Below are 21,544 nucleotides of genomic sequence, written 5' to 3'. Positions count from 1 at the left end.
CTTCCCCTCAAAGGCCGAAGGCGAGCTTGGCCAGAATATTCTTTTGAATCTGCTTCGACCCGCCATAGATGGTCGCTGCCCGGTTGATCAGCGCCACGGTGGTGCGGCCGGGCGCATAATCGGGCCAGGCATCGGTGGGCGCCGGAGGCGGAACGGGCGCCACGTCGAAGAAGCGCAGCGACTTGGCGCCCATGGCGTCCACCTGCAACATGGTGATTTCCTGCTGCAATTCCGAGCCCCTGATCTTCAGCACGGAGGCGGCGGCGGCCTCCGGCGCATCGAACTCCTCATGCGCCAGCACGCGCAATACCGACCATTCCAGCGCGAGCAGGTCGGCCTCCACCTTGGCGAAGCGGGCGCGGAAGGCGGGATCGTCTGCGACACGGCGGCCGCCCACGCTTTCGCCCAGCGCGATGTCCTTGGCGCGGGCGAGTTCCCGCTTGCTCCAATAGATGAAGCTCGACGTGGTGCGCTCATGCTCCAACAGGAACTTGGCATAGGTCCAACCCATGCCGGGCTCGCCGATCAACTGGTCGGCGGGCACCTCGACATTGTCCAGGAACACCTCGCACAGATGGGCTTCGCCATTGATCTGCGGAATCTGGCGCACGGTGATGCCGGGCGTGTCCATCTTGATGATGAGGAAGCTGATGCCACGCTGCGGCTTCACATTCTTGTCGGTGCGGACCAGGAAAAAGCCCCAGTCGGCATGGGCAGCGCCGCTGGTCCAGATCTTCTGGCCGTTGACGACATATTTGTCGCCCACCAGCTCGGCCGAAGTGCGCAGCGAGGCAAGGTCGGAACCCGACCCCGGTTCGGAAAAGCCCTGCGCCCACATGGTCACGCCTTCGCGGATCATGGGCAGGAACTTGTCCTTCAGATAGTCGGAGCCATAAGTGTAGAGCACGGGGCCCAGCATATGCGTGCCGCCCCAGTCGAATTCGGGCGCATCGGCCTTGTACAATTCCTCGTTGAAGATGAAGAGCTGCATCGGCGTCCAGCCGCAGCCGCCATGTTCCTCCGGCCAGTGCGGGACGGACCGGCCATGGGCGTTCAGGATACGCATCCATTCCAGCAGGTCGGGCACGGCGGCGTTGTTGGCGACCTTGCGAAGCTGGCGTTCCTTCATGTCGGCGGGCAATACCCTGTCAATGAAGGCGCGCACTTCCTTCCGGAAGGTTTCGAGATCGGGATCGAGGCGCAGTTCCATCGGATCGGCTCCGGCTGTCTATTCGGTGATTAGGCGTTTCCATGGCCCGCACGCCCATGGGGCGCAAGCACGGCGGGCCGCAGCATCATCCATGCGATGATGGCGGGAAGCGGTTTGACAGTCCAGCCACGCCATGCTGCTTATCTTGCATGCAAAATGTAGATGAGAAGCATGGCAGCCTGATCTGGATTTCCGGCGCGACCGAAGGCATCGGGCTGGGTCTCGCGCGCAATGTGCCTTATGCCTCCGCCCGCATCGTCAACCTGTCGCGACGGCCGCATCCCGATTTTGAAAGCGTCTTTCTCGACTTGGCCGATCCGGGTAGCTGGGACGGGATCGGCGCTCATTTCACGGATAGTCTGACGCGCTTTGGGGGTTCGCGCGCGATCTTCATCCAGAACGCGCATATGAAGGGGATGACCGGCTTCTTGGGGGAAGTTCCTCCCGATGACTATGCCCGCGACATCACCGCGAACATGGTCGCTCCATTGCGACTGGGAGAAATGTTCCTGCGCGCGGTCGGGCAAAGCGGCTATGCGGGCGAGGCGGGCCTCGTCATGATGTCCTCCTCCTCCGCGCGATCCCCGACCATCGGCCAAACCGTCTATTGTGCCGGCAAGGCGGCCCTGGAAATGTGGGTCCGGGTGGCGCGCCGGGAACTGGCGATGCGGGAAAGACATGATGTCTGGGTCACCGCGGTGCGGCCCGGCTTCGTCGACACCCCGCTCACGCGGCATGTCGCGGCCATGGCGGACAGCGACTATCCCATCGCTTCGCAGATGCGAAAACAGATGGAACAGGGCATCGGCGTCATGGACATAGACACCGCCGCGCGCCAGATCTGGGCCGCACTGCCGACCGACCAGTCGCTGCTGTCGTTCGGAGAGCAGGTGCAGCGGCAGGGTCTGGCGCCAGCCCAACCCTTCGCGATCATGCCTCCGCGAGAATGAGGTCCGATCCCTTCTCCGCGATCATCATGGTGGCGGCATTGGTATTGCCTGAGACGACCGCCGGCATCACCGAAGCATCCACCACGCGCAGGCCCTCCACGCCATTGACCTTGAGCTGGCCGGAAACGACCGCGTCCGCCCCAACGCCCATCGCGCAGGTGGATGTCTGATGATAGCCGGTCGATCCGCTCGCCCGGGCAAAGGCCAGCAGTTCCTCGTCGCTCTGGAACGCTGCGCCCGGCGTAAGCTCATGGTCGAAATAGGGCGCCAGCGCCGGGCTTTCCATGACGCGCCGCGCCCAACGCAGGCCGCCGACCTGCGCACGGCAATCCGCATCGGCGGAAAGGAAATTCGGCTTGATCGAAGGCGCGTCGTGGAAATCACCGCTCCTGATATGGATCGACCCCTTCGACTGCGGACGCATCACATATCCGCCCACCGTCATGCCGGGCAGCTTTTCCATGGTCATCGCGCCATTTTTCGCAAGCGCCTCGAAATCCACCGTCGCAGGGCTGGCGAAAAATTGCAGGTCGGGCAGGTCGAGCGCGGGATCGGATTTGAGAAACGCCGTCAAATTCGAACCGCCCAGCGCCAGCAGGCCGCTTCGGTTCATTGCAAAGCGGACCATCTGTCCGATCAGCGGCAGGCCCCGCGACATGGCGTTGAAGCTTGAGGCACCGGGCTTGAGGCGAGCGCGGACCATCGATGCATAATGATCCTGGAGATTCTCGCCGACATTCGGGCTGTCCACCAGAGTAGCGACGCCCAGCGCCCGCAGCCGTTCGCCCTGCCCGATGCCGGACAGTTCCAGCAACTGGGGCGAATTGATCGTTCCGCCCGAGAGGATGACCTCGCGGCGCGCCCGCACCTGCCGCAACCGGCCGCCCTTCCAATATTCGACGCCGATGGCCTTCCTGCCCTCGAACAACAGGCGCGTGGCATGGGCATGAATGATGACCTGGAGATTGGGTCGCTTCATCGCCGGGTGCAGATAGGCGACCGCCGCCGATACCCGCAGGCCCTTATAGGCGTTGAGCCGGACCCGCGCGACGCCCTCTCTCGTGGTGCCGTTCAGGTCGTTGGCGACCGGTGCGCCCGCTTCCTCGAACGCCTTCGTCATGATGTCCAGCATCGGATGCCGCATCGGCACGTCGCTGATCTTCAGCAGCCCTTCCTGCTGGTCGCGGCTGGCGCCTTCGCCCTGCTGATTCTCGATCCGGCGGAAATAGGTTTCCGCTTCGTCCCAACCCCAGCCGGTCAGCCCCCTTTGCCGCCAACCGTCATAATCTTCCGGCAGGCCGCGCACCCAGAGGATGCCGTTGATGGAGGAGGAGCCGCCCAGAACCTTGCCGCGCGGGAAGAAATGCTGCCGCCCGTCCGAACCCGGATCGGGTTCGGTCATGTAATTCCAGTTGAGGCGCGGGTCCTTGAGCATCTTGGTGAAACCGGCGGGCACGTGAATGTTCATCGTGCTCATCGCCTGCGCGGGATTGAGGAGGTTCTGCAATGGACGATCGTCCCCGCCCGCCTCCAGCAACGCGACCTTGTGGCGACCGTTCGCACTCAGCCGGTTGGCGAGCACGCAACCGGCCGATCCGGCGCCGACGATGACATAATCGGCTTCCGCCTCCACACTGTTGTGCGCCTCGACCATGCTGCCTTTCTCCTTATCCTCAGCACCGTGCATAACGGGCAGGCATGAAGGGTGCGCAAGCCTTAGTCGGACTTTGCCGGCGAACATCGCCCTTATGATGGCTTGCCGGACGCCATCGAAATCCGGTGGCGGCCAGCGCTATGACTGCATCGGAACGAAGTCTTGGCCAAGGATGAGGATAGAAATGACGGGGCTTTTCTCGCTCGCGGGACGCACGGCGATGGTCACGGGAGCCTCGCGCGGCCTGGGCAAGGCGATCGCGCTGGGACTGGCGGAAGCCGGAGCATCCCTGGTCCTCGCCGCGCGCGACGGCGCGAAACTGGAAGAAACCGCCGAGGAGATACGCGCCACGGGTGGGCAGGCGCGGACCATCGCCTTCGACCTGGCCGATCTCGACGCGGTGCAGGCGGCGACCGACAGGCTGAACGCCGAGAGTGCGGCCATCGACATATTGGTCAACAATGGCGCCATTGGCGGGTGGGGGCCGCTTCACGAATCCACCCTCGCCCATTGGGAGAATATGTTCGATGTGAACGTATCGTCCATGTATCTGCTGTGCCGCGACCTGTCGAAGGGCATGGTGGCGCGCAAATGGGGGCGGATCGTCAACTTCGCCTCCTATGTCTCCGACACGGGGCGGCCGAACCTGTCCGCCTATGTCGCCAGCAAGCATGCGGTGCTGGGGCTGACGCGATCGATCGCGGCGGACCTGGCGCCCCATGGCGTCACCTGCAACGCCATCGCGCCCGGCTTCTTCGACACCGACATGGCGGCACCCACCGTCGGCCATCCGGAACGGGCGAAAATCTTCCGCAGCGCCATCGCGCTTGATCGCTTCGGCGATCCCAGGGAGATGGTCGGCCCGGTCCAGTTCCTGGCATCCGACGCATCGGCCTATATCACCGGCCACATGCTGCCGGTGGACGGCGGCGTCGCCAATATCCTGTCGCTGCCTGTGGTCGTCGAGACCTGAACGGCCCTACGTCCTTACTCTTTTGCCGAATCCAGAAGGAAAATCGCGCATGACCGATACGCTTCTCAATCTCGCGAGCCCCGAAAAGCTGTTCATCGGCGGCGACTGGTCCCCTTCTTCCGGATCGGACGGTATCGAGATCATCTCGCCCGCCACCGAGGAGAAAGTGGGCCGCGTCGCCAAGGCGACCACCGCCGACATGGACCGCGCCATCGCAGCGGCGCGCAATGCCTTCGACAACGGCCCCTGGCCCCGCATGACCGGGCCGGAGCGCGCCGTCTATCTGCGCCGCATCGCTGAGGAAATGGCCAAGCGCAACGACGATTTCGCCCGCGCCTGGTCGATGCAGGTGGGCATGCCCTATTCGCAGTCGTCGATGACCGCCCCCTTCATGGGCGGCTATTACACCTATGCCGCGGAGCTTGCCGAAAAGGGGTTTGAGGAGGTGCGTCCCGCCCTGGCCGGCGGGCATGCCATCGTCGTGCGCGAGCCTGTGGGCGTCGTCGCCGCGGTGGTGCCGTGGAACGCGCCGCTCGCCACGCTCTCCTTGAAGGTCGCCTTCGCGCTGGCGGCGGGCTGCACGATCATCGCCAAGCCTTCGCCCGAAACGCCGCTGGAAGCGCTGATCCTGGCCGAATGCATCGCGGCGGCGGGCGTGCCCGAAGGCGTCTTTTCCGTCCTGACGGCGGATCGCGACGTGTCCGATTATCTGATCCGTCATGCAGGGGTGGACAAGGTCAGCTTCACCGGCTCGACCGCTGCCGGCCTGCACATCGCCTCCGTCGTCAGCGGCCGGTCGGGACGCATCACGACGGAACTGGGCGGCAAGTCCGCCGCCATCATCCTGGACGATGCCGATATCGGCAAGGTCGTGGAAGGCATCATGCCGAACCTGGTCGGGCTGTGCGGCCAGCAATGCGCCGCCTTCAGCCGCATATTGGTCCCCGCCTCGCTGAAAGGCGCGGTGGAGGAAGCGCTCGCCGCCGCCATGCAATATGTGCAGGTGGGCGACCCCTTCACCGAAACGACGCAGATGGGCCCGCTCGTCACCCAGCGCCAGCACGGCCGCGTCTTCGACTATATCCAGCAGGGCAAGGCGCAGGGCGCCCGCATCGTCACTGGCGGCAACCGCCCCGCGCATCTCGACAAGGGCTGGTTCGTGGAGCCGACCCTGTTCACCGACGCCAGCAACGACATGACCATCGCCCGCGAGGAGATTTTCGGACCCGTCGGCACGATCATCGCCTATGGCAGCGAGGAAGAGGCGATCGCCATCGCCAACGACAATATCTACGGCCTGTCGGGCGGCGTGTTCACGCAGGATGTGGAGCGCGCCTACAAGGTCGCCCGGCTCATCCGCACCGGCAATTTCGGCCATAATGGCCGCGTCATCGACTATACCATTCCCTATGGCGGCTTCAAGCAGTCGGGCGTCGGCCGCGAGGGCGGTGAGGAAGGCCTGCACGGCTTCACCGAGATCAAGGCCGTCTTCATGCAGGATCTGCCTGCCCATCTGAAGGGCTGACCCTTGGCCACGCAGGTCCTGCCGGACGGCCATGTCCATGCGGGCGACTGGCCGGACAATTATGGTCCGGCCAGTGCCTGGTGGACCGTCTTCATCCTCATGATCTTCCAGATCGTGTCGATGATCGACCGGCAGGTCATATCGGTGCTGATCCCGGAGATGCGGGCGGACCTTGGCCTCAACGATTTCCAGATCAGCCTGGTCCAGGGCCTGTCCTTCGCGCTCTTCTATGGGCTGATGGGGCTGGTGATCGGCGGCATGGTGGACCGTTATTCGCGGCGCGCGATCATGTTCACCGGCATCGTTGTCTGGTCGCTGGCGGCGGCGGGGACGGGGCTGGCGCGCAGCTATACGCAGCTCTTTGCCGGCCGCCTGCTGGTGGGCGCGGGCGAAGCGGCGGTATCCCCGGCGGGGCAATCGCTCCTCTCCTCCATCTTCCCACGGCATCGGCTGACGACGCCGATCGCCTGTCTTTCCGTGTCCGGCGTCATCGGCATATCGCTATCCTATGCGCTGGGCGGCAATCTGCTGGCACTGTTCAGCACGGAGCCGCTCGGCGGTCCGCTTGCGGTGCTTGCCCCCTGGCGACAAGTACTGGTGGTGACGGGCCTGCCCGGCGTGGCGGTCGCCTTCCTCGCCTTCGCCTTTCGCGAGCCGAAACGACGCAGCCAACCCCCGCCCGACCGGCAGGCGGCAAGCTGGGGCGCCTTCTTCCGCTATATCGCCGCGCACCCGCGCCTGATGCTGGGACTGATCCTGGGATCTGCGGTGATGGCGGTCGCCATCCAGGGGACGATGGTGTGGACGCCGACCTATGCCCGCCGCGTGCTGGGCGCGAGCGCGGCGGATGTCGGAACGATGATGTCGGTTGCGGTGGCATTGGGCGGTATCGTCGGCGGGCTCTCGCTCGGCGTGCTGATCGATCATCGCTTCGCGCGCGGCACCCGCGACATGGCGCTGCGGCTGCTGTGCGGCTTCTGCATCGTCATTCCCCCGATCCTCGCGATGGCCTTCGCGATCGGCAATTTCGCCCTGCTGTTCGGCGCGATCACGCTGATGATGATGACCATGGGGTCCAGCTATGGGCCGACCATGGCGGCCGTGCAGATGATCGCGCCCATCGAGATGCGCGGCCGTTTCGCTGCGCTGATGGTATTGGCGTCCAATCTGTGCGGTTACGCATTTGGACCCATGCTGATCGGTTTCCTGACGGATTATGTCTATGGCGATCCCATGAAACTTGGCTGGGCGATCATCACGGGATTGCTGACCGCCGGGCCGCTCGCCGCCTGGATGGTGTGGTCGGCGCGCGGCGATTTCCTGCGCCATCTGGATCGATGAAGTCAGCCATCACAACCACGTTTATGCCGCGCGCATCCTTCCTTCGACGGCAAGTCCAGGCCATGCTGCAACACGGCATCGGCAACAGAAACCTGATGAAAAGGCGATCATGACGACGACTATTCCCGCCCTCATGCGCAGCGCTGCCGCGCGCCACGGAGACCGCCCGGCCCTGGTTTCGCAGACTGACGGGGCGATCAGCTATCGCGAACTCGACCGCCAGGCCGATCTTGTCGCCAAGGCCCTGATCGCGGACGGCGCCCGGCCGGGCGACCGGGCCGCCATCTGGGCGCCCAATATGTGGGAATGGGTGGCGATCGCCATCGGCATCCAGCGCGCCGCCGGCGTGATGGTGCCGCTCAACACGCGCCTGAAGGGCGGCGAGGTTTCGGACATCGTGCGTCGGGGACAGATCGTCCGCCTGTTTTCCATCGGCAGCTTCCTGGGCCGCTATTATCCGGCCATGCTGAAGGACGAGGCGATGCCCGGCCTGCGCCGCCGCATCGTGTTGCGCGCAGAACCGCAGGAACTGGGCGAAGGCGAAATCCGTTTCGAGGATTTCGTCGCGCTGGCCGCAAACAGCAGCGACGCGCAGCTTGCCGAGCGCGAGGCGATGGTGAAGCCCGACACGCTGGCCGACCTCATGTTCACGTCCGGCACGACCGGAGCGCCCAAGGGCGCGCTGTTCGATCATCGCCGGTCGCTGGGCGGCGGTCAGGCATGGGTCGACATTGCACACCAGACGGCGGACGATCGCTATGCCGCCTTCGGCCCCTTCTCGCACAACGCATCCTACAAGGCGGGCTGGGTCGCATCGCTGATCGCGGGCAGCACGCTCTATTGGCCCGAAGCCTATGATCCGGCGAGCGTGCTCGACCTGGTGGCGAAGAACCGCATCACCGTGATGCCCGCCCCGCCGACCGTGTTCCAGGAAATGCTGGCCTTTCCCAACTGGCGCGACTGGGACATTTCGAGCTGGCGCTTCATGTCGACGGGATCGACCGTCGTGCCGATCGAACTGATGAAGCGACTCCAGGCCGAAACGCCGATCCAGGAGATCAGCACCGGCTATGGCATGACCGAATGCTGCGGCTCCGCCACGCACACCCGGCCGGGCGATCCGATGGAGCGCATCGCCTATACGGTCGGCACGGCGATCCCCGGCACGGAAATCCGCATCGCCGGACCCGACGGCCGTTCCCTTGCCGTGGGCGAGCCGGGCGAAGTGCTGATCCGCGACGACAAGCTGCTGATCGAATATCTCGACAATCCGGAGGCGACCCGCGCCACGCTCGACGCCGATGGCTGGCTGCATTCGGGCGATGTCGGCTGCCTGGATGCGGACGGGTATCTGAAGCTCACCGACCGGCTGAAGGACATGTATATCGTCGGCGGCTTCAACGTCTATCCGGCGGAGATCGAGAAGCAGATGACGGGCCTGCCCGGCATCCACCAGTCCGCCATCATCGGCGTGCCCGACCAGCGGCTGGGCGAAGTGGGCCATGCCTTCATCGTCCGGGCCGCCGGTTCCTCCATCACGGCGGAGGAAGTGATCGGCTGGGCGAAGGCCAATCTCGCCAATTACAAGATTCCCCGCGGCGTCACCTTCCTGGATGCGCTGCCGATGAATTCGACCGGCAAGGTGATCAAGTTCGCGCTGAAGGAATTGTATAAAGACGCGTGACCGGGAAGAAAACGTGGCGGCGCGGCGCCCGATCCCTCCGGCGACCCATGAGAGGAGAAGGATGTGACCATCCTGGTGACAGGCGCGACCGGCACGCAGGGCGGCGCCGTGGCGCTGGCGCTGCTGGCGCGAGGCAAGCCGGTACGGGCGTTGGTGCGCGATCCCCATGCGGCCTCCGCTCGCGCGCTGGAGCAGGCGGGTGCGATGCTGGCGGTCGGCCGCTTTGAGGATAGCGCCTCGCTGCGGACCGCCCTTTCCGGTGTGGATGCCCTTTTCTCCGTCCAGACCGCTCCCGGCGCCGAGCGCGACGGCGAACGGATGCAGGCACGTGCGCTGATCGATGCGGCGCGCGCCGAAAATGTCCGCCATGTCGTGCATAGCTCCGTGTCCAACAGCGGCGCGTTCCGCAGCATGGAAGGCTGGGCGGAGGGCCGCTGGGAACGCAATTATTGGGAGAGCAAGGAAGACGCGGAAGCCATTGTGGGCGATGCGGGCTTTCGCGTTCACACCATTTTGCGCCCCGCCTTCATGATGGACAATTTCGCCATGCCGAAGGCGGCGTGGATGTTCCCCGATCTGGCGCAGGGCGCGATCCGCACCGCCCTTGCGCCCGAAACGCCGATGGTGCTGATCGCCGCCGATGATATTGCGCGCATGGCCTGCGCCGCGTTCGAGGCGCCGCCTGCCTTTGCCGGGCAGATCATCGAATTGGCGGGCGACCTGCTGACCTTGCCGGAAATCGCCGGCGTGCTGGCCACGGTCAAGGGACGGAAGCTCGTCTCTGAAAGCTGGAACGCCGACGCCTTGATTGCCCGTGGCCAGCATGACGGCTGGGTTCGCACGCAGGAGTGGATGAACATCGTCAACTATCCCGCGCGGCCCGAGGAAATGTTGGACTGGGGCATAGAACCCACGAGTTTCACCGATTGGGCGCGACGCCATGCCGACATGATCGACATCGGTGCCCAAGAAGACAATGAGAGGAATTGACGATGCAACGCCGCCCCTTGTCGACGGACATTTCCATCGCGCCCATCATGCTGGGCACGAACATCTTTGGCCTCAACTGCAACGAGGCCGACGCCCACCGCCTCTTGGACCGCTTCGTCGAACGCGGCTTCAACGCGGTCGATACCGCCGATTGCTATCCGCATCACAGCATGACCGGAAAGCCCGGTCCCAACGGCGCGCTGTCGGAGGAGATCATCGGGCGCTGGATCGCAAAGACCGGCCGCCGCGACGCGCTTGCCATTTCCACCAAGGTAGGCGAATGGCAGGCGCGGCGCGGGCTTTCGGCGGCCAATATCGAGGCAGCGGTGGAGGACAGCCTTCGCCGTCTCCAGACCGACCATATCGACGTCTATTTCGCGCATATCGCCGACCCGGACACGCCGCAGGAGGAAACGATGCACGCGTTCGACCGGCTGGTGAAGAGCGGCAAGGTGCGGATATTGGGCGCATCCCATTATCCGGTGCCGCTGCTGGAAGAAGCGCTGACCGTGTCGCGCGACCAGGGCCTTGCGCGCTATGAGGTACTGCAACCCGGCTATAATCTGCATGATCGGGAACCGTTCGAAAGCGTGCTGCTGCCGATCGTCCAGCGCCATGGCATGGGCGTGGTGCCCTATTTCGGCCTGGCCAGCGGATTCCTGTCCGGCAAATATCGCTCGCAGGCCGATCTGGAGGGCCGCATGCGCGGCGGGATGGTCGCCCATTATCTGACGCCGCGCGGGCTCGCCATCCTCGACGCGCTGGACGAGGTGGCGGCGCGGACCGGCGCAACCCCGGCAAAGGTCGCCATCGCCTGGCTGATCGCGCAGCCGGGCGTCACCGCGCCGATCGTCAGCGCGACCAGCATCGCCCAGCTCGACGATCTGCTCGATGCGGCGGATATTGTCCTGTCGGACGAGCATCTCGCCCTGCTCGACCGCGCCAGCGCGCCTCAACCGGCGGCGTAGGGCCTGTCCCTCAGGTCTCCGCCGGTCCCGATTTTTCGAACTGGCGGAGAAAATCGAACAGCCCGGGAGGGGTCGGCTTTTTCCCCGGATCGTACCAGGGCAGCAAATTCTTGAGCAGTTGCGGGAAAAAGACCCTGAGCTGAAAATTGTTGAGCGCCTTGATGTCGCGATCGAGTGCGGCTTGTTCGGCGGGCGTCATGCTCTTCTTGTCCTGCTCGATCAGGTAGGAGAACATGCGGTCCATGAAACCCCGCAAATGAACCATGGCGTAGAGGCAGCCATAGACGCGGTAGAAATAGCCGTTCCAGATCTTGCCCCACAGGCCGCGACTGTAAATCCGGTGATAGATCTGGAAGCAGACCTCCCGATGCTCGAACTCTTCGGCCATATGCCATTTCCAGAACGCCACGGCATTGGCGTCGGCGCCTTCGATCAGCGCATCCATCCGCTCGAACCAGATGCCGCCCTGCACCGCGCCCAGTGATTCGAAGCCATCGGCATAGGCCAGCATGAATTTGAGCGAGCGGTTCTTCAGGAACGCGTCCAGATCGTCGGCCAGCTTCTTCTCGAACTCGGCCAGCCGGGGATAGCCCTGCGCCGCGATCACCTTGTTGAACTTCTGATGCTGGCGGTAATGCTGCGATTCCTGGCCGACGAAGGCGGCCATGTCCTCCCGCAGTTGCTCCGAACCGGCGGGCAGCCGTTCCATCGCGATGTTCAGCACCTTGATCAGCCAGGGTTCGACCGGCGCAGGAATGATCGAGGTCGCGTTCTGGAACTGGGCGAAGGCGATATTGGGCGCCCAATGCGCGCGCACCTTCGAAAAATCGATGCGTGGATAGCGTATGACGATGCCCACTGGCGTCCCCTTCTTCGTTCGGTTCCATTCAGGATACGTCATCGTACCACCCGCCTCTTCGCCCGTCATGACCAGCGGGAATCCGATCATGACTGTGATGTATCCATCCGTGGATATTCGGGCGCGGAACAGAGCGATTATGAATCGGCGGATCATTGAGGAGAGGCCCTTTGACCCCTACCCCCTTCCGCATCGACGTGCCGCAGCCCGTGCTCGATCGTATCCAACATAGGCTGGCGGACAGTCGCATCGGCTATATGCCCGACGATCCCGACCAGTGGAAATACGGCATGGATGCGCGCTATCTGGCCGAGCTGGTCGATTATTGGCGCACCACATATGACTGGCGCCGGGAGGAGGAGAAGCTCAACCGCTGGCCTCAGTTCATGGCGGAGATCGACGGCATCCCCATTCATTTCCATCATGTGCGGGGCAGCGATCCGCACAAGCCGCCGATCCTGCTGACGCATGGATGGCCGGGATCGGTGGTGGAGTTCCAGAAGGCGATCCCGCTGCTGGTGGAGGCGGGATTTTCCGTCGTCGTCCCATCGCTGCCCGGCTATGGCTGGTCGGGCCGGCCGCCGCGGCCGATCGGCCCGGCCCGCGTCGCCGCCTTGTGGCGCGTCTTGATGGTGGACGTGCTGGGCTATCCGCGCTTCTTCGCGCAGGGGGGCGACTGGGGATCGGCGGTGACGACGCAATTGGGCATCAGCCATGCCGATGTCGTGGCGGCGATCCATCTCAATTTCTTCATGGCGCCGCCGCCGGATGCCCATGCCGACGCGGAACTGCTCGACTATTGGGCGCAGGTCCGCGCGGTGATGGAGGTGGAAAGCGGCTATCATCACGAACAGGCCACCAAACCGCAGACGATCGGCCTTGCGCTGCACGACAATCCGGTCGGCTGGGCGGCCTGGGTGGTCGAGAAATTCTGGCGATGGGGCGACACCAAGGGCGATATAGAGAGCCGGTTCGACAAGGATCATCTGATCACCAATCTCATGTCCTATCTGGTCACCGACACTGTCATGTCGTCGATCTGGATGTATTACGGCCTGAATGGCGACACGTTGGCGGCTGGCCCGGTGCCGGTTCCCACCGCGCTCGCCCATTTCCCCGGCGAATTTTATCCCATGCCCAGCCGCGCGCTGGCCGAACGCCAATATAATGTGGTGCGGATGACGAAGATGGACGCGGGCGGGCATTTCGCGGCGATGGAGGAACCCCAGGCATTCGCCCGCGATGTCATCGCCTTTTTCGAGAGCCGGATATGAACGACATACTGCTCGCCGAGGAAGCCGGCGAAGGCATATTGCTGCTGACGATGAACCGCCCGGCACAGCGCAATGCGATCGATCTCGCCCTGCTCGACGCCATGAACGCCGCCTTCGACGCCTTCACCCGCGACGACCGCTGGCGGGTGGGCGTGTTGACGGGCGCACCGCCGGCCTTCTGCGCCGGACTGGACCTCAAGACCTTCTCGGCCCCCGATGCACCGCGCCACAGCGTGACGGCCCTGATCCAGCGTGTTCCGCATCTCGGCAAGCCCATGATCGCCGCCGTCGGGGGTGCCGCCTATACCGGCGGCCTTGAACTGGCGCTGGGTTGCGACTTCATCCTGGCCAGCGAAAATGCCCGATTTGCCGATACCCATGCGAAAATCGGCGCACTTTCAGGTAGCGGCATGGGCGCGCGCCTGCCCCGCGCCGTGGGCGCGCGCTTCGCCCGCCAGATGATATTGAGCTGCCAGCCGATCGATGCCGCCACCGCTTTGCGCGTGGGCCTGGTGAACGAACTTCTGCGGGCTGAGGAGCTGCTGCCGAGAGCCATGGAAATTGCCGCAGCGATCGCCGCGCACGATCCCGGTCTCATCCGCATGTCCAAGAGCGTCGTCGATCGCGGAACGGAAGGCACGCTGGCCGATGCGCTGGCGATCGAGACGGAGACGCTGCAACAACGCAAGGCCATGGGCGCGATGACATGGGGCAACGGGACGCCCGCCTGAACGGACCAGGCCCGCATCCGCCGACGAACAATGAAAAGGGGGAGCGAACCGCCGGTCCGCTCCCCCTTCCCTTACCCCCTCGCTCGGCCGCCACCCCACGACCGGGCCGCCCCGATCAGATACCCCAGACCTGGGCTGCCGTTTCGCCCAGCACCTTGCGTGCGGACGTCTCGCCGACCGTGTCGAAGACGCGCTTCATGATGGCGTCGCTGCTGCCCATCACGCCTTCGGGATGCGGATAGTCGGTCGACCACATCACCCGTCCGTCGCCGATGCGCGCGATATTCTCCATCGCCACATCATCTTCCATGAAGGTGGTGTAGCAGTGATTGTGCCAGTACCAGCTCGGCTTCTGCGCCAGCTTCGGCCGCAATTCGCTTGCATAGTCGCGCGCGACCTTGTCGGCATTTTCCAGCGTGCCGGGCACCCAGCTCGCGCCGCCCTCCGTGAACACCACGCGAAGGCCAGGGAAGCGGTCGAACACGCCCGAGAAGACAAGCTGCCCGAACAGGCCGGTGAACGGCATCAGATTGGCATTCAGGTTCGCGCCCAATGAGCCCCGGCCGCTATATTGCAGATAGGCGCCGATATGGAAGGAGACGGGAAAGCCGCTTTCCTGGATCGCTTCCCAGAGCGGGTCCATGTCCTTGCTGTTGTAACGCACGCCCTTCGGATTGACGGGAATGTCGATCGCCTTGTAGCCGAGCTGCTTCAGCTTCTGGAGATAATCCTTCGTCCGTTCCGGCCACAGGAAGGTGGGCAGCAGCGCGACGGGGAACAGCCGGTCGGGCGCCGCCTCCTTCCATTCCGCAGCCCATTCGTTGCAGACGTCGACGCAGCGGAACCAGAAATCCTTGTCCGCCATGCGAATCAGGCTGTTCAAACGGCCATGATAGATGATCGCGGCATCGATACCCTCCGCATCCATGTCGGCCAGGCGCTGCTGGACATCCCAATAGCCTTCGCGCCCTTCGGGGAAGGTCGGCGGCAGGCCGGGAACGTCGTAATTCTGACCGTCCACCTCAAGGTGGAAACCGGTTTCGTCCTTCCAATAGCGGGGCGCGCGATCCTTGTCCGCGCCCTTGAGCCGGCTTTCCCACAGACCCGGCTCTTCCATCAGGTGATCGTCGCTGGAAATAACGCGCATGCCGGCGGGCCTCTCCCACGAACGGGCCGGCATGATGCGGTCCTTGGGCCACGGGGTCGCGGTGAAACTGTTCATTCTTTTCCATTCCTTCTTGGGGATATCGTCCGACACGAGGCTGCCGTCCGCGACCCCCGTCTTGGCGGCCCTTATAGCATGGCCGAAGGAATAGGCGCCGGTATGGGCATGTTCCGGGCGATGTCATCAGATTTCTGATGAGTTGCCGGAAGTGCATTCAAGATCATTGTTCAATGATCCTGAATGGTTTTTTTGAAATTTGCCCGATTATGGAGATAATGGATAAGGTTTAGCATGGCCCCATTGGTCCGCCGTCATGGCCCGACCGCATGTTCAAGGAGAGAGTGATGCTGAAAGATCATGAGGTTCGGGAGAAGGCGGGATTAAAAGTCCGCTCGCTCAGCCCCGGTTTCGGCGCGGAGATCATCGGCGCCGATCTCTCGCGCCCGCTGGACGATGCCACCGCCGACGCCATTCGCGACATATGGATCGAGGCCGGGCTGCTGCTGTTCCGCGATCCCCATGCCGATGACGAAGCGCAAATGCGGCTGAGCCGCCTGTTTGGCGAGATGGAGCCGGCGGCCACGGCGGACATGAACGATCCCAACAACCAGTTCATGATGACGCTGAAATATGACCCGACGGACGACAAACCCCGGTTCCAGACCGATTATCATTTCGGCGGCCATGACCGGGCAGGCTATATTCCCTGGCACTGGGACCAGAGCTTCATGCCGACCATCGTGCGCGGCGCGGTGCTTCGTATGGAGCAACCGGCAACGCAGCTTGGCCGGACCGGGTTCATCGATGCGATCGAGGCCTATGAACGGCTGTCGCCCCAGATGAAGGAGAAGATCGACGGCATGGAGGTCGTCTATCATTTCGTGACGGACTTCCTGCAATGCCGATATGGTGTGCCCGCCGATCTGAAAGCCTTGCCTCGCGAGACGCCTTCGGGTGGGGTGAAGTACGACTTCCCGCCCGTCGTCCACCCGATGGTCATCACCCAGCGGGAGACCGGCCGCAAGGCACTGAAGATCTCGCCACTACAGGCACAGTATATTCTGGGCATGGACCGCGCGGAAAGCGATGCGTTGCTGGCCGAACTGGCGGCACATCTGACCGATGAGCGCCATGCCTATTTCCACGACTGGCAGAAGAACGACATGCTGGTGTGGGACAATTGGCGGATGATCCATCATGCCGAGGGCGTGCCGCTGGATGTGTCGCGCAGCGCCCGCCGCACCACGATCATGGGCGATTATGCGGTGGGCCGCTATCTCGACCCGGCGCTCGACCGCAACCGCGCGGTCAAGCGGATCGTCGACTGAAATCGGGACAGCACCTCGTCACCGCCTTCGGGCCGTGAGGGGGTGCTTCAGCCTACCGGCCCAAAAAGCGCGGTGACCGCTTGTCCATGAAAGCGGCGGTCGCCTCGCTATAATCCTCGGTCATCGTGCCCAATATCTGCGTACGGTTCTCCGCCTGGATCGCGGCGTCATAGCTGTTGGCGTCCAGATTGGCCCACATCAACGCCTTGGTATGGGCGACCGAATAGGGACTGTTCGCCAATACGGAGCGCGCATAGGCGACGGCGTCGTCGATCAGCGATTGCGGATCGGACAGCGAGTGCACGAGACCGATGCGCTCGGCTTCCTCCGCCTCGATCGCGCGGCCGGTCAACAATATGTCGAAGGCGCGCGCCGCGCCGATCATGCGCGGCAGCAGATAGGAAATGCCGCTCTCGCCGCCGGTCAGCCCGATTCGCACCGCCGCCACCAGAAATTTCGCGGCTGGCGTCGCGATCCGCACATCGGCGCTGAGCGCGATTGCCATGCCAGCGCCGACCGCAGGCCCATTGACGGCCGCCACCACCAATTTCGGCATGGACCGGATGCGCCCGCCCATGCCGGCGAACTGCTGTTGCCAGTGCAGCTTCTCGACCACGCCGCTGTTGCCAGCCTGGTTGCGCTGGTTGGATGCCGCGAGGTCCTGCCCGGAGCAGAATCCGCGCCCGGCGCCGGTGATGATGACAGCCCGGCAGGAGGGATCGGCCGCCAGCTCGTCCAGCAGCCCATTGAAGCGCGCGACCGTCTCCCGAAGCAAAGCGTTCAGCCGCGCCGGGCGATTGAGCGTCACCAGCACGATCCCCTCGCCGCCCGCAAGCCGTTCGACGACAATATCCTCTTCGGTCATCATCTTCTCCCCAACGTTACGGCAAAGGTTCCGCCGCCGCCGCCACGCTGGCAAGCCACAGCCACGGTCTCTACACATATGCGTAGAAATAGGATGCGACTGTTCCCGTCGCCCGCTTTGGCGCAGAAATGGGCCATGACCCCGCACCATGACGACGCCGCCGACACATCCCAATTGCGCCTCATCGCTCAGGAATGGCGGCGCGCCTGGCGCCCCGGAGTCGCGGCGCTCTTTGCCGGATCGCTGGGCTATTCCCTCTATTCGGCGGTATCCAGCCTGTTCGTCGAACCGCTGCAACAACAATTCGGCTGGTCTCGCGGTGACATCGCCTTCGTCCACAGCTTCGGTCTGATCATCGCCTTCATCGCGCCCGTCATCGGCCGGATGACGGACCGTTACGGCGTCAGGCCGATCCTGTCGGCGGGCCTGCTGCTGACCGCCATCGGTTATGGCCTGCTCGCCTCCATGGGCGGATCGCTCGGCTATTTCTACGCGGTGCATTTCGGTTTTGCGCTCGTCGGCATGGCGACGACCGGCATCACCGTCACGCGCATCCTGAGCGGCGCGTTCGAGCGGACGCGCGGAACCGCGCTGGCGATCGGCCGATCGGGTCTGGCGGTTGCCGGCGCGCTGATGCCGATGGCGCTCTATCCGATCATCCTGCGCTTCGGGTCGGCGGGCGGCTATCTGCTGCTGGCCACCTTCATCCTGTTGATCGCGCTGCCCCTCATCTGGTTCTGGGTTCCCTCACGCACTGCGGAATTGCGGTCCGGACGTACCGCGCTCCCCCGCGCCGACAGCGCGCTCTCACTGCTCGCCAACGGCAAGGTGCGCATCCTGATCGCCGCGTCCGTCCTCAACTATGTGCCTGTCGTGGCGCTGCTCTCCCAGATGAAGCCGCTTGGCGTGGAAAAGGGGCTGGACGCCGTCGCCGCCGTGGGCGCGGTATCGGTGATGGGCGTGGCCGCCGCCATGGGGGCACTGCTCAGCGGCATATTGGTCGATCGCTTCTGGGCGCCCGCCGTCGCCTTCATCCTCAATTTCGCGCCGGCGATCGGTTGCCTCCTGTTGCTCCAGCATGATGTGCCGCCCGCGCTTTTCTATGGCGCGGTGCTGATGATCGGTCTCGGCCAGGGGGCGGAGATCGACATCGTCGCCTTCATGATCGCCCGCTATTTCGGGCTGCGCAGCTATGCCACCATCTACAGCCTGTCGACGCTGGGCATCGCGCTGGGCGTCGCGGTCGGCGCCAGTCTGATCGGCATGGCCTATGATCATTTCGGCAGTTACGATATCGCCCTGCTGGCATGCTCAGGCAGCTTCTTCCTCGCCGCATTATTTTACCTGATGATGGGACGCTATCCGGAAGGGGGCCAACCCGACTGAGCCATCCTCAGGCCCTTATGCGGCGCATCAGGCATTCCTGCGCGGTCGAGGCGATCAGGCGGCCATCCCGGTCGAAAATCCGCCCCGTTGTGAGGCCCAGGCCATTGCCCGCCGAGGGGCTGGACGTATCGTGCAGCATCCAATCCTCGCAGCGGGCAGGGCGGTGGAACCACATCGCATGATCCATGCTGGTGATCAGGAATTCGCCGCTGTTGGTGGGCAGGAAGTGCGGGATCGCCGCCGCACCGGCCAGCCAATAGTCGCTGGCGAAGGCGAGCAGACATTGCTGCAACCGGCTGTCCTCGACGGCGGCGGCGTCCGACTGACGGAACCAGAAGGATCGCGCCGCTTCGGTCGGCCGTGCCAGGAAATATTTTTCAGGCGCGATCGGCCGCATCTCGATGGCCAGGGCGGCGGCGAAATTATGCGTCACCGCCTGCTCCAGTTCGGCCACCCGCTCTCGCACGAAATGCTGGATGGGCGCGACAAGTTCCGGCGGCGGAACGGCGGGCATCGGCGCATTCTGATGGACGAACCCCTCCTCCGGCGCGTGGAATTCGGCCATCATCGTGAAGATCGCCTGCCCATCCTGACAGGCGGTGATCTGACGGTTGGCGAAGCGGCGGCTGTCGCGCAGACGCACCACCTGATAGTCGATCAGTCGATCCGTGCGCCCGGCGGCCAGGAAATAGGCGTGGAACGAGCTGGCGGGCAACGCCTCCACCGTCTTCATCCCCGAAAGGAGAGCCTGCGCCAGCAATCGCCCGCCGAACACCGACCCGAGATGATTACGCGCCCCGGCCGATCCGGTGAACCGATCCGGCCCCGCCTGCGTCACATCGAGTATGTCGGAAATCGGATCCCGCGTCGGCATGGGGCCGTCGTCATGAAGCGGTCCGTCCGCTACGATCATGCATCGAGCCCCAGGGCGCGCCGCGCCGCCAGCACCGTATCCATCTCGTCGAGACCGCTCAGCGGCACGTCATAGTCGGCGCGGTCGTCGATCTGGCTGATATGGGCGGCGATATCGTCACAGCTCGGCGCGTCCGGACCAGGACTGTACCACCCCCGCGTCAGGCCGACGAACAGCCGCGAATATTTGCCGCCCAGCACCGAATACATATGCTGGGAGGAATCGCATTCCCGGCTGGCGATATAACAGGCCAGGGCAGCGACGAATTCCGGCTTCATCCCCTCGATGAAATGACGGGTCCGCGCGCCCGCCGCCTTCAGGAACGCGATGTCGGGGCGCTGCTCGATCGGGGTGCCGCCCAGCCGCCCGCCCTGCGCATTGGGGAAAAGCGTGTTGACGGCGATCCCCGCCGGCGCCTCCTGCGCGATGACGTTCATCAGGCCGATCAGCGCCGTCTTGGCGGCCCCGTAATTGGCACGATAAGGATTGCCGAACACGCCGGATTGCGAACCGACCAGCACGATCCGGCCATAGCCCTGTTCCGTCATGGCGCGATAGGCGGGCTGGCATATGTTGAACGCGCCCTTCACATGCACCGCGAGGACGGATTCGACATCCTCTTCGCTCAGCGCGCCGAAAGCGCCGTTCCGTTGATTGCCGGCATTGGAGATGACGATGTCGACCCGGCCGAAGGCGGCCAGCGCGGCATCGATCACGGCCTGTCCTCCGGCCTGCGTCGCGACCGTGTCGTAATTGGCGACGGCCCGCGCGCCCAGGCCCCTGAGCTCTTCCACGACGGCGTCGGCATAGCCGGTCGAACCGCCCTGCCCGGTCGGGTCTCCCCCCAGGTCATTGGCGACCACGGCGGCGCCTCTGCGCGCCAGTTCCCAGCAGAAGGCCGAACCGAGCGCGCCGCCCGCCCCCGTCACCACAGCCACCTGCCCGTTGAAATCGATCGCCATCAGCCACTCCTTTTGGGAGCCGACCATGGCGGCGCCACCGCCTCCCGCCAAGCCGGGGAACAGAATTTCGGCCATGTGATGAATGGCGACGGCGGCGCTCAAACCTGCTTGGGCGCGCTCGCCTTGAAAAGCAGCCGCGCCAGCACGCTTTCCTCGACGTCCGTGTCCGGCCCACCTTCGGGAAAGAACCAGTCGCCCAGCAGGACCGATCCCGCCAGCATGCCGAAGCCATAGCGGACCATCAGTTCCGGCGGCACGTCGAATTCCAGCCCCGCCTCCTCATATTGCGAGCGGACGCGGCCAACGGCACGCGTGAAATAGTCGTCCAGCCCATGAATGGCCGCGGAATCGACATCGCCCCGCGACTTGACCATCGCCAGCAACAGATCGGCATGGTGGCGCAGGAAGGGATAAAGCGCCTGGACGAAACGCATGCTGCGTTCCTCACGGTCGGGCGGCAGCGTGTCGCTATAGGTCAGGAACTCGCGGAAACGGGCGTTGAAGGGCTCGGTCACCGCTTCGGTGAACAGCGCTTCCTTGCTGCCGAAATTGTTGAAGATCAGCGGCTCGGCCACCTCGGCGCGGGCGGCGATATGGCGCGTGGTGGCGCCGGCAAAGCCGCGCTCCGCGAAGATGGCGCGGGCCGCGTCAAGGATGAGCGCGCGGATTTCCGCCGTGGACCGCCGCGCGCGACGGGGGGTGGCAACAGCCTGGGGCCGGTCGGAAATGTCATGCATGCGTCACTACCCCATTGTCCTGTCTTCGC

The 21,544-nt window shown here is 64.4% G+C and carries 19 protein-coding genes; 11 read left to right on the top strand and 8 right to left on the bottom strand.

The window, feature by feature from the left end; genetic code table 11:
- Positions 1-7: 7 nt before the first annotated feature.
- Complete coding sequence (locus YP76_RS12170) at positions 8-1,210, bottom strand: acyl-CoA dehydrogenase family protein (RefSeq protein WP_046763863.1); 1,203 nt, start codon at positions 1,208-1,210, stop codon at positions 8-10.
- Between the two features lie 149 nt (positions 1,211-1,359).
- Between YP76_RS12170 and YP76_RS12165 the strand changes: the two genes are divergently transcribed.
- Positions 1,360-2,160, top strand: a complete 801-nt coding sequence (locus YP76_RS12165; RefSeq protein ID WP_046763862.1) for an SDR family NAD(P)-dependent oxidoreductase — start codon at positions 1,360-1,362, stop codon at positions 2,158-2,160.
- On the opposite strand, the gene YP76_RS12160 is transcribed toward YP76_RS12165, so the two are convergent.
- The gene (locus YP76_RS12160) at positions 2,141-3,814 is read right to left on the bottom strand and encodes a GMC family oxidoreductase (RefSeq protein ID WP_046763861.1); all 1,674 of its coding nucleotides are present in this window, start codon (positions 3,812-3,814) and stop codon (positions 2,141-2,143) included. The genes YP76_RS12165 and YP76_RS12160 overlap by 20 nt on opposite strands.
- A gap of 184 nt (positions 3,815-3,998) precedes the next feature.
- On the opposite strand from YP76_RS12160, the gene YP76_RS12155 reads away from it, so the two are divergent.
- From YP76_RS12155 to YP76_RS12130, 6 genes are all read left to right on the top strand, one after another.
- Positions 3,999-4,787, top strand: a complete 789-nt coding sequence (locus YP76_RS12155) for an SDR family NAD(P)-dependent oxidoreductase (RefSeq protein ID WP_046763860.1) — start codon at positions 3,999-4,001, stop codon at positions 4,785-4,787.
- Between the two features lie 49 nt (positions 4,788-4,836).
- Positions 4,837-6,312 carry an aldehyde dehydrogenase gene (locus tag YP76_RS12150; RefSeq protein WP_046763859.1) on the top strand — a complete coding sequence of 492 codons (1,476 nt, stop codon included), beginning with the start codon at positions 4,837-4,839 and terminating at the stop codon, positions 6,310-6,312.
- Positions 6,313-6,315: 3 nt separating this feature from the next.
- A complete protein-coding gene (locus tag YP76_RS12145) occupies positions 6,316-7,653 on the top strand; it encodes an MFS transporter (protein WP_232307527.1) in 1,338 nt (445 codons plus the stop codon).
- Positions 7,654-7,762: 109 nt separating this feature from the next.
- Complete coding sequence (locus YP76_RS12140) at positions 7,763-9,337, top strand: AMP-binding protein (protein ID WP_046763858.1); 1,575 nt, start codon at positions 7,763-7,765, stop codon at positions 9,335-9,337.
- A 63-nt stretch (positions 9,338-9,400) separates the two neighbouring features.
- Positions 9,401-10,327 carry an NmrA family NAD(P)-binding protein gene (locus tag YP76_RS12135; protein ID WP_046763857.1) on the top strand — a complete coding sequence of 309 codons (927 nt, stop codon included), beginning with the start codon at positions 9,401-9,403 and terminating at the stop codon, positions 10,325-10,327.
- Positions 10,328-10,329: 2 nt separating this feature from the next.
- Positions 10,330-11,295, top strand: coding sequence for an aldo/keto reductase (locus tag YP76_RS12130; protein ID WP_046763856.1), 966 nt, complete (start codon positions 10,330-10,332; stop codon positions 11,293-11,295).
- Positions 11,296-11,305: 10 nt separating this feature from the next.
- Here YP76_RS12130 and YP76_RS12125 read toward each other — a convergent pair whose 3' ends face one another.
- Positions 11,306-12,244, bottom strand: a complete 939-nt coding sequence (locus YP76_RS12125; protein ID WP_198147476.1) for a metal-dependent hydrolase — start codon at positions 12,242-12,244, stop codon at positions 11,306-11,308.
- Between the two features lie 80 nt (positions 12,245-12,324).
- On the opposite strand from YP76_RS12125, the gene YP76_RS12120 reads away from it, so the two are divergent.
- Both YP76_RS12120 and YP76_RS12115 read left to right on the top strand, forming a co-directional pair.
- The gene (locus YP76_RS12120; RefSeq protein ID WP_046763855.1) at positions 12,325-13,428 is read left to right on the top strand and encodes an epoxide hydrolase family protein; all 1,104 of its coding nucleotides are present in this window, start codon (positions 12,325-12,327) and stop codon (positions 13,426-13,428) included.
- Positions 13,425-14,159 (top strand): enoyl-CoA hydratase-related protein, encoded by a 735-nt coding sequence (locus YP76_RS12115; RefSeq protein WP_046763854.1) that lies wholly within the window; start codon positions 13,425-13,427, stop codon positions 14,157-14,159. Before YP76_RS12120 ends, YP76_RS12115 begins: the two co-directional genes overlap by 4 nt.
- Before the next feature lie 115 nt (positions 14,160-14,274).
- Here the strand turns inward: YP76_RS12115 and YP76_RS12110 are convergent, their stop codons facing one another.
- The gene (locus YP76_RS12110; protein ID WP_046763853.1) at positions 14,275-15,381 is read right to left on the bottom strand and encodes an amidohydrolase family protein; all 1,107 of its coding nucleotides are present in this window, start codon (positions 15,379-15,381) and stop codon (positions 14,275-14,277) included.
- A gap of 287 nt (positions 15,382-15,668) precedes the next feature.
- Between YP76_RS12110 and YP76_RS12105 the strand changes: the two genes are divergently transcribed.
- The gene (locus tag YP76_RS12105) at positions 15,669-16,652 is read left to right on the top strand and encodes a TauD/TfdA dioxygenase family protein (protein ID WP_157035769.1); all 984 of its coding nucleotides are present in this window, start codon (positions 15,669-15,671) and stop codon (positions 16,650-16,652) included.
- Between the two features lie 52 nt (positions 16,653-16,704).
- Here YP76_RS12105 and YP76_RS12100 read toward each other — a convergent pair whose 3' ends face one another.
- Entirely contained in the window at positions 16,705-17,517 is an 813-nt protein-coding gene (locus tag YP76_RS12100; protein ID WP_046763851.1) for an enoyl-CoA hydratase/isomerase family protein, read from the bottom strand.
- 93 nt (positions 17,518-17,610) lie between these two features.
- Between YP76_RS12100 and YP76_RS12095 the strand changes: the two genes are divergently transcribed.
- The gene (locus YP76_RS12095) at positions 17,611-18,903 is read left to right on the top strand and encodes an MFS transporter (protein WP_232307526.1); all 1,293 of its coding nucleotides are present in this window, start codon (positions 17,611-17,613) and stop codon (positions 18,901-18,903) included.
- Positions 18,904-18,910: 7 nt separating this feature from the next.
- Here YP76_RS12095 and YP76_RS12090 read toward each other — a convergent pair whose 3' ends face one another.
- The 3 genes from YP76_RS12090 to YP76_RS26630 are packed head-to-tail and all read right to left on the bottom strand — an operon-like array spanning position 18,911 to position 21,515.
- On the bottom strand, positions 18,911-19,816 hold the full coding sequence (locus YP76_RS12090; protein ID WP_198147475.1) for an acyl-CoA thioesterase: 906 nt from the start codon (positions 19,814-19,816) through the stop codon (positions 18,911-18,913).
- Positions 19,813-20,853, bottom strand: coding sequence for an SDR family NAD(P)-dependent oxidoreductase (locus tag YP76_RS12085; protein WP_232307525.1), 1,041 nt, complete (start codon positions 20,851-20,853; stop codon positions 19,813-19,815). The genes YP76_RS12090 and YP76_RS12085 overlap by 4 nt, the downstream gene beginning before the upstream one ends.
- A gap of 23 nt (positions 20,854-20,876) precedes the next feature.
- Positions 20,877-21,515: a TetR/AcrR family transcriptional regulator gene (locus YP76_RS26630; RefSeq protein ID WP_052757394.1), complete on the bottom strand. Its 639-nt coding sequence runs from the start codon at positions 21,513-21,515 to the stop codon at positions 20,877-20,879.
- Between the last annotated feature and the right edge of the window lie 29 nt (positions 21,516-21,544).

The sequence above is a fragment of the Sphingobium chungbukense genome (assembly GCF_001005725.1).
Classification (GTDB): domain Bacteria; phylum Pseudomonadota; class Alphaproteobacteria; order Sphingomonadales; family Sphingomonadaceae; genus Sphingobium; species Sphingobium chungbukense.
The sequence above is the reverse complement of the archived record's forward strand: the minus strand, read 5'-3'. Positions and strand labels throughout refer to the sequence as shown.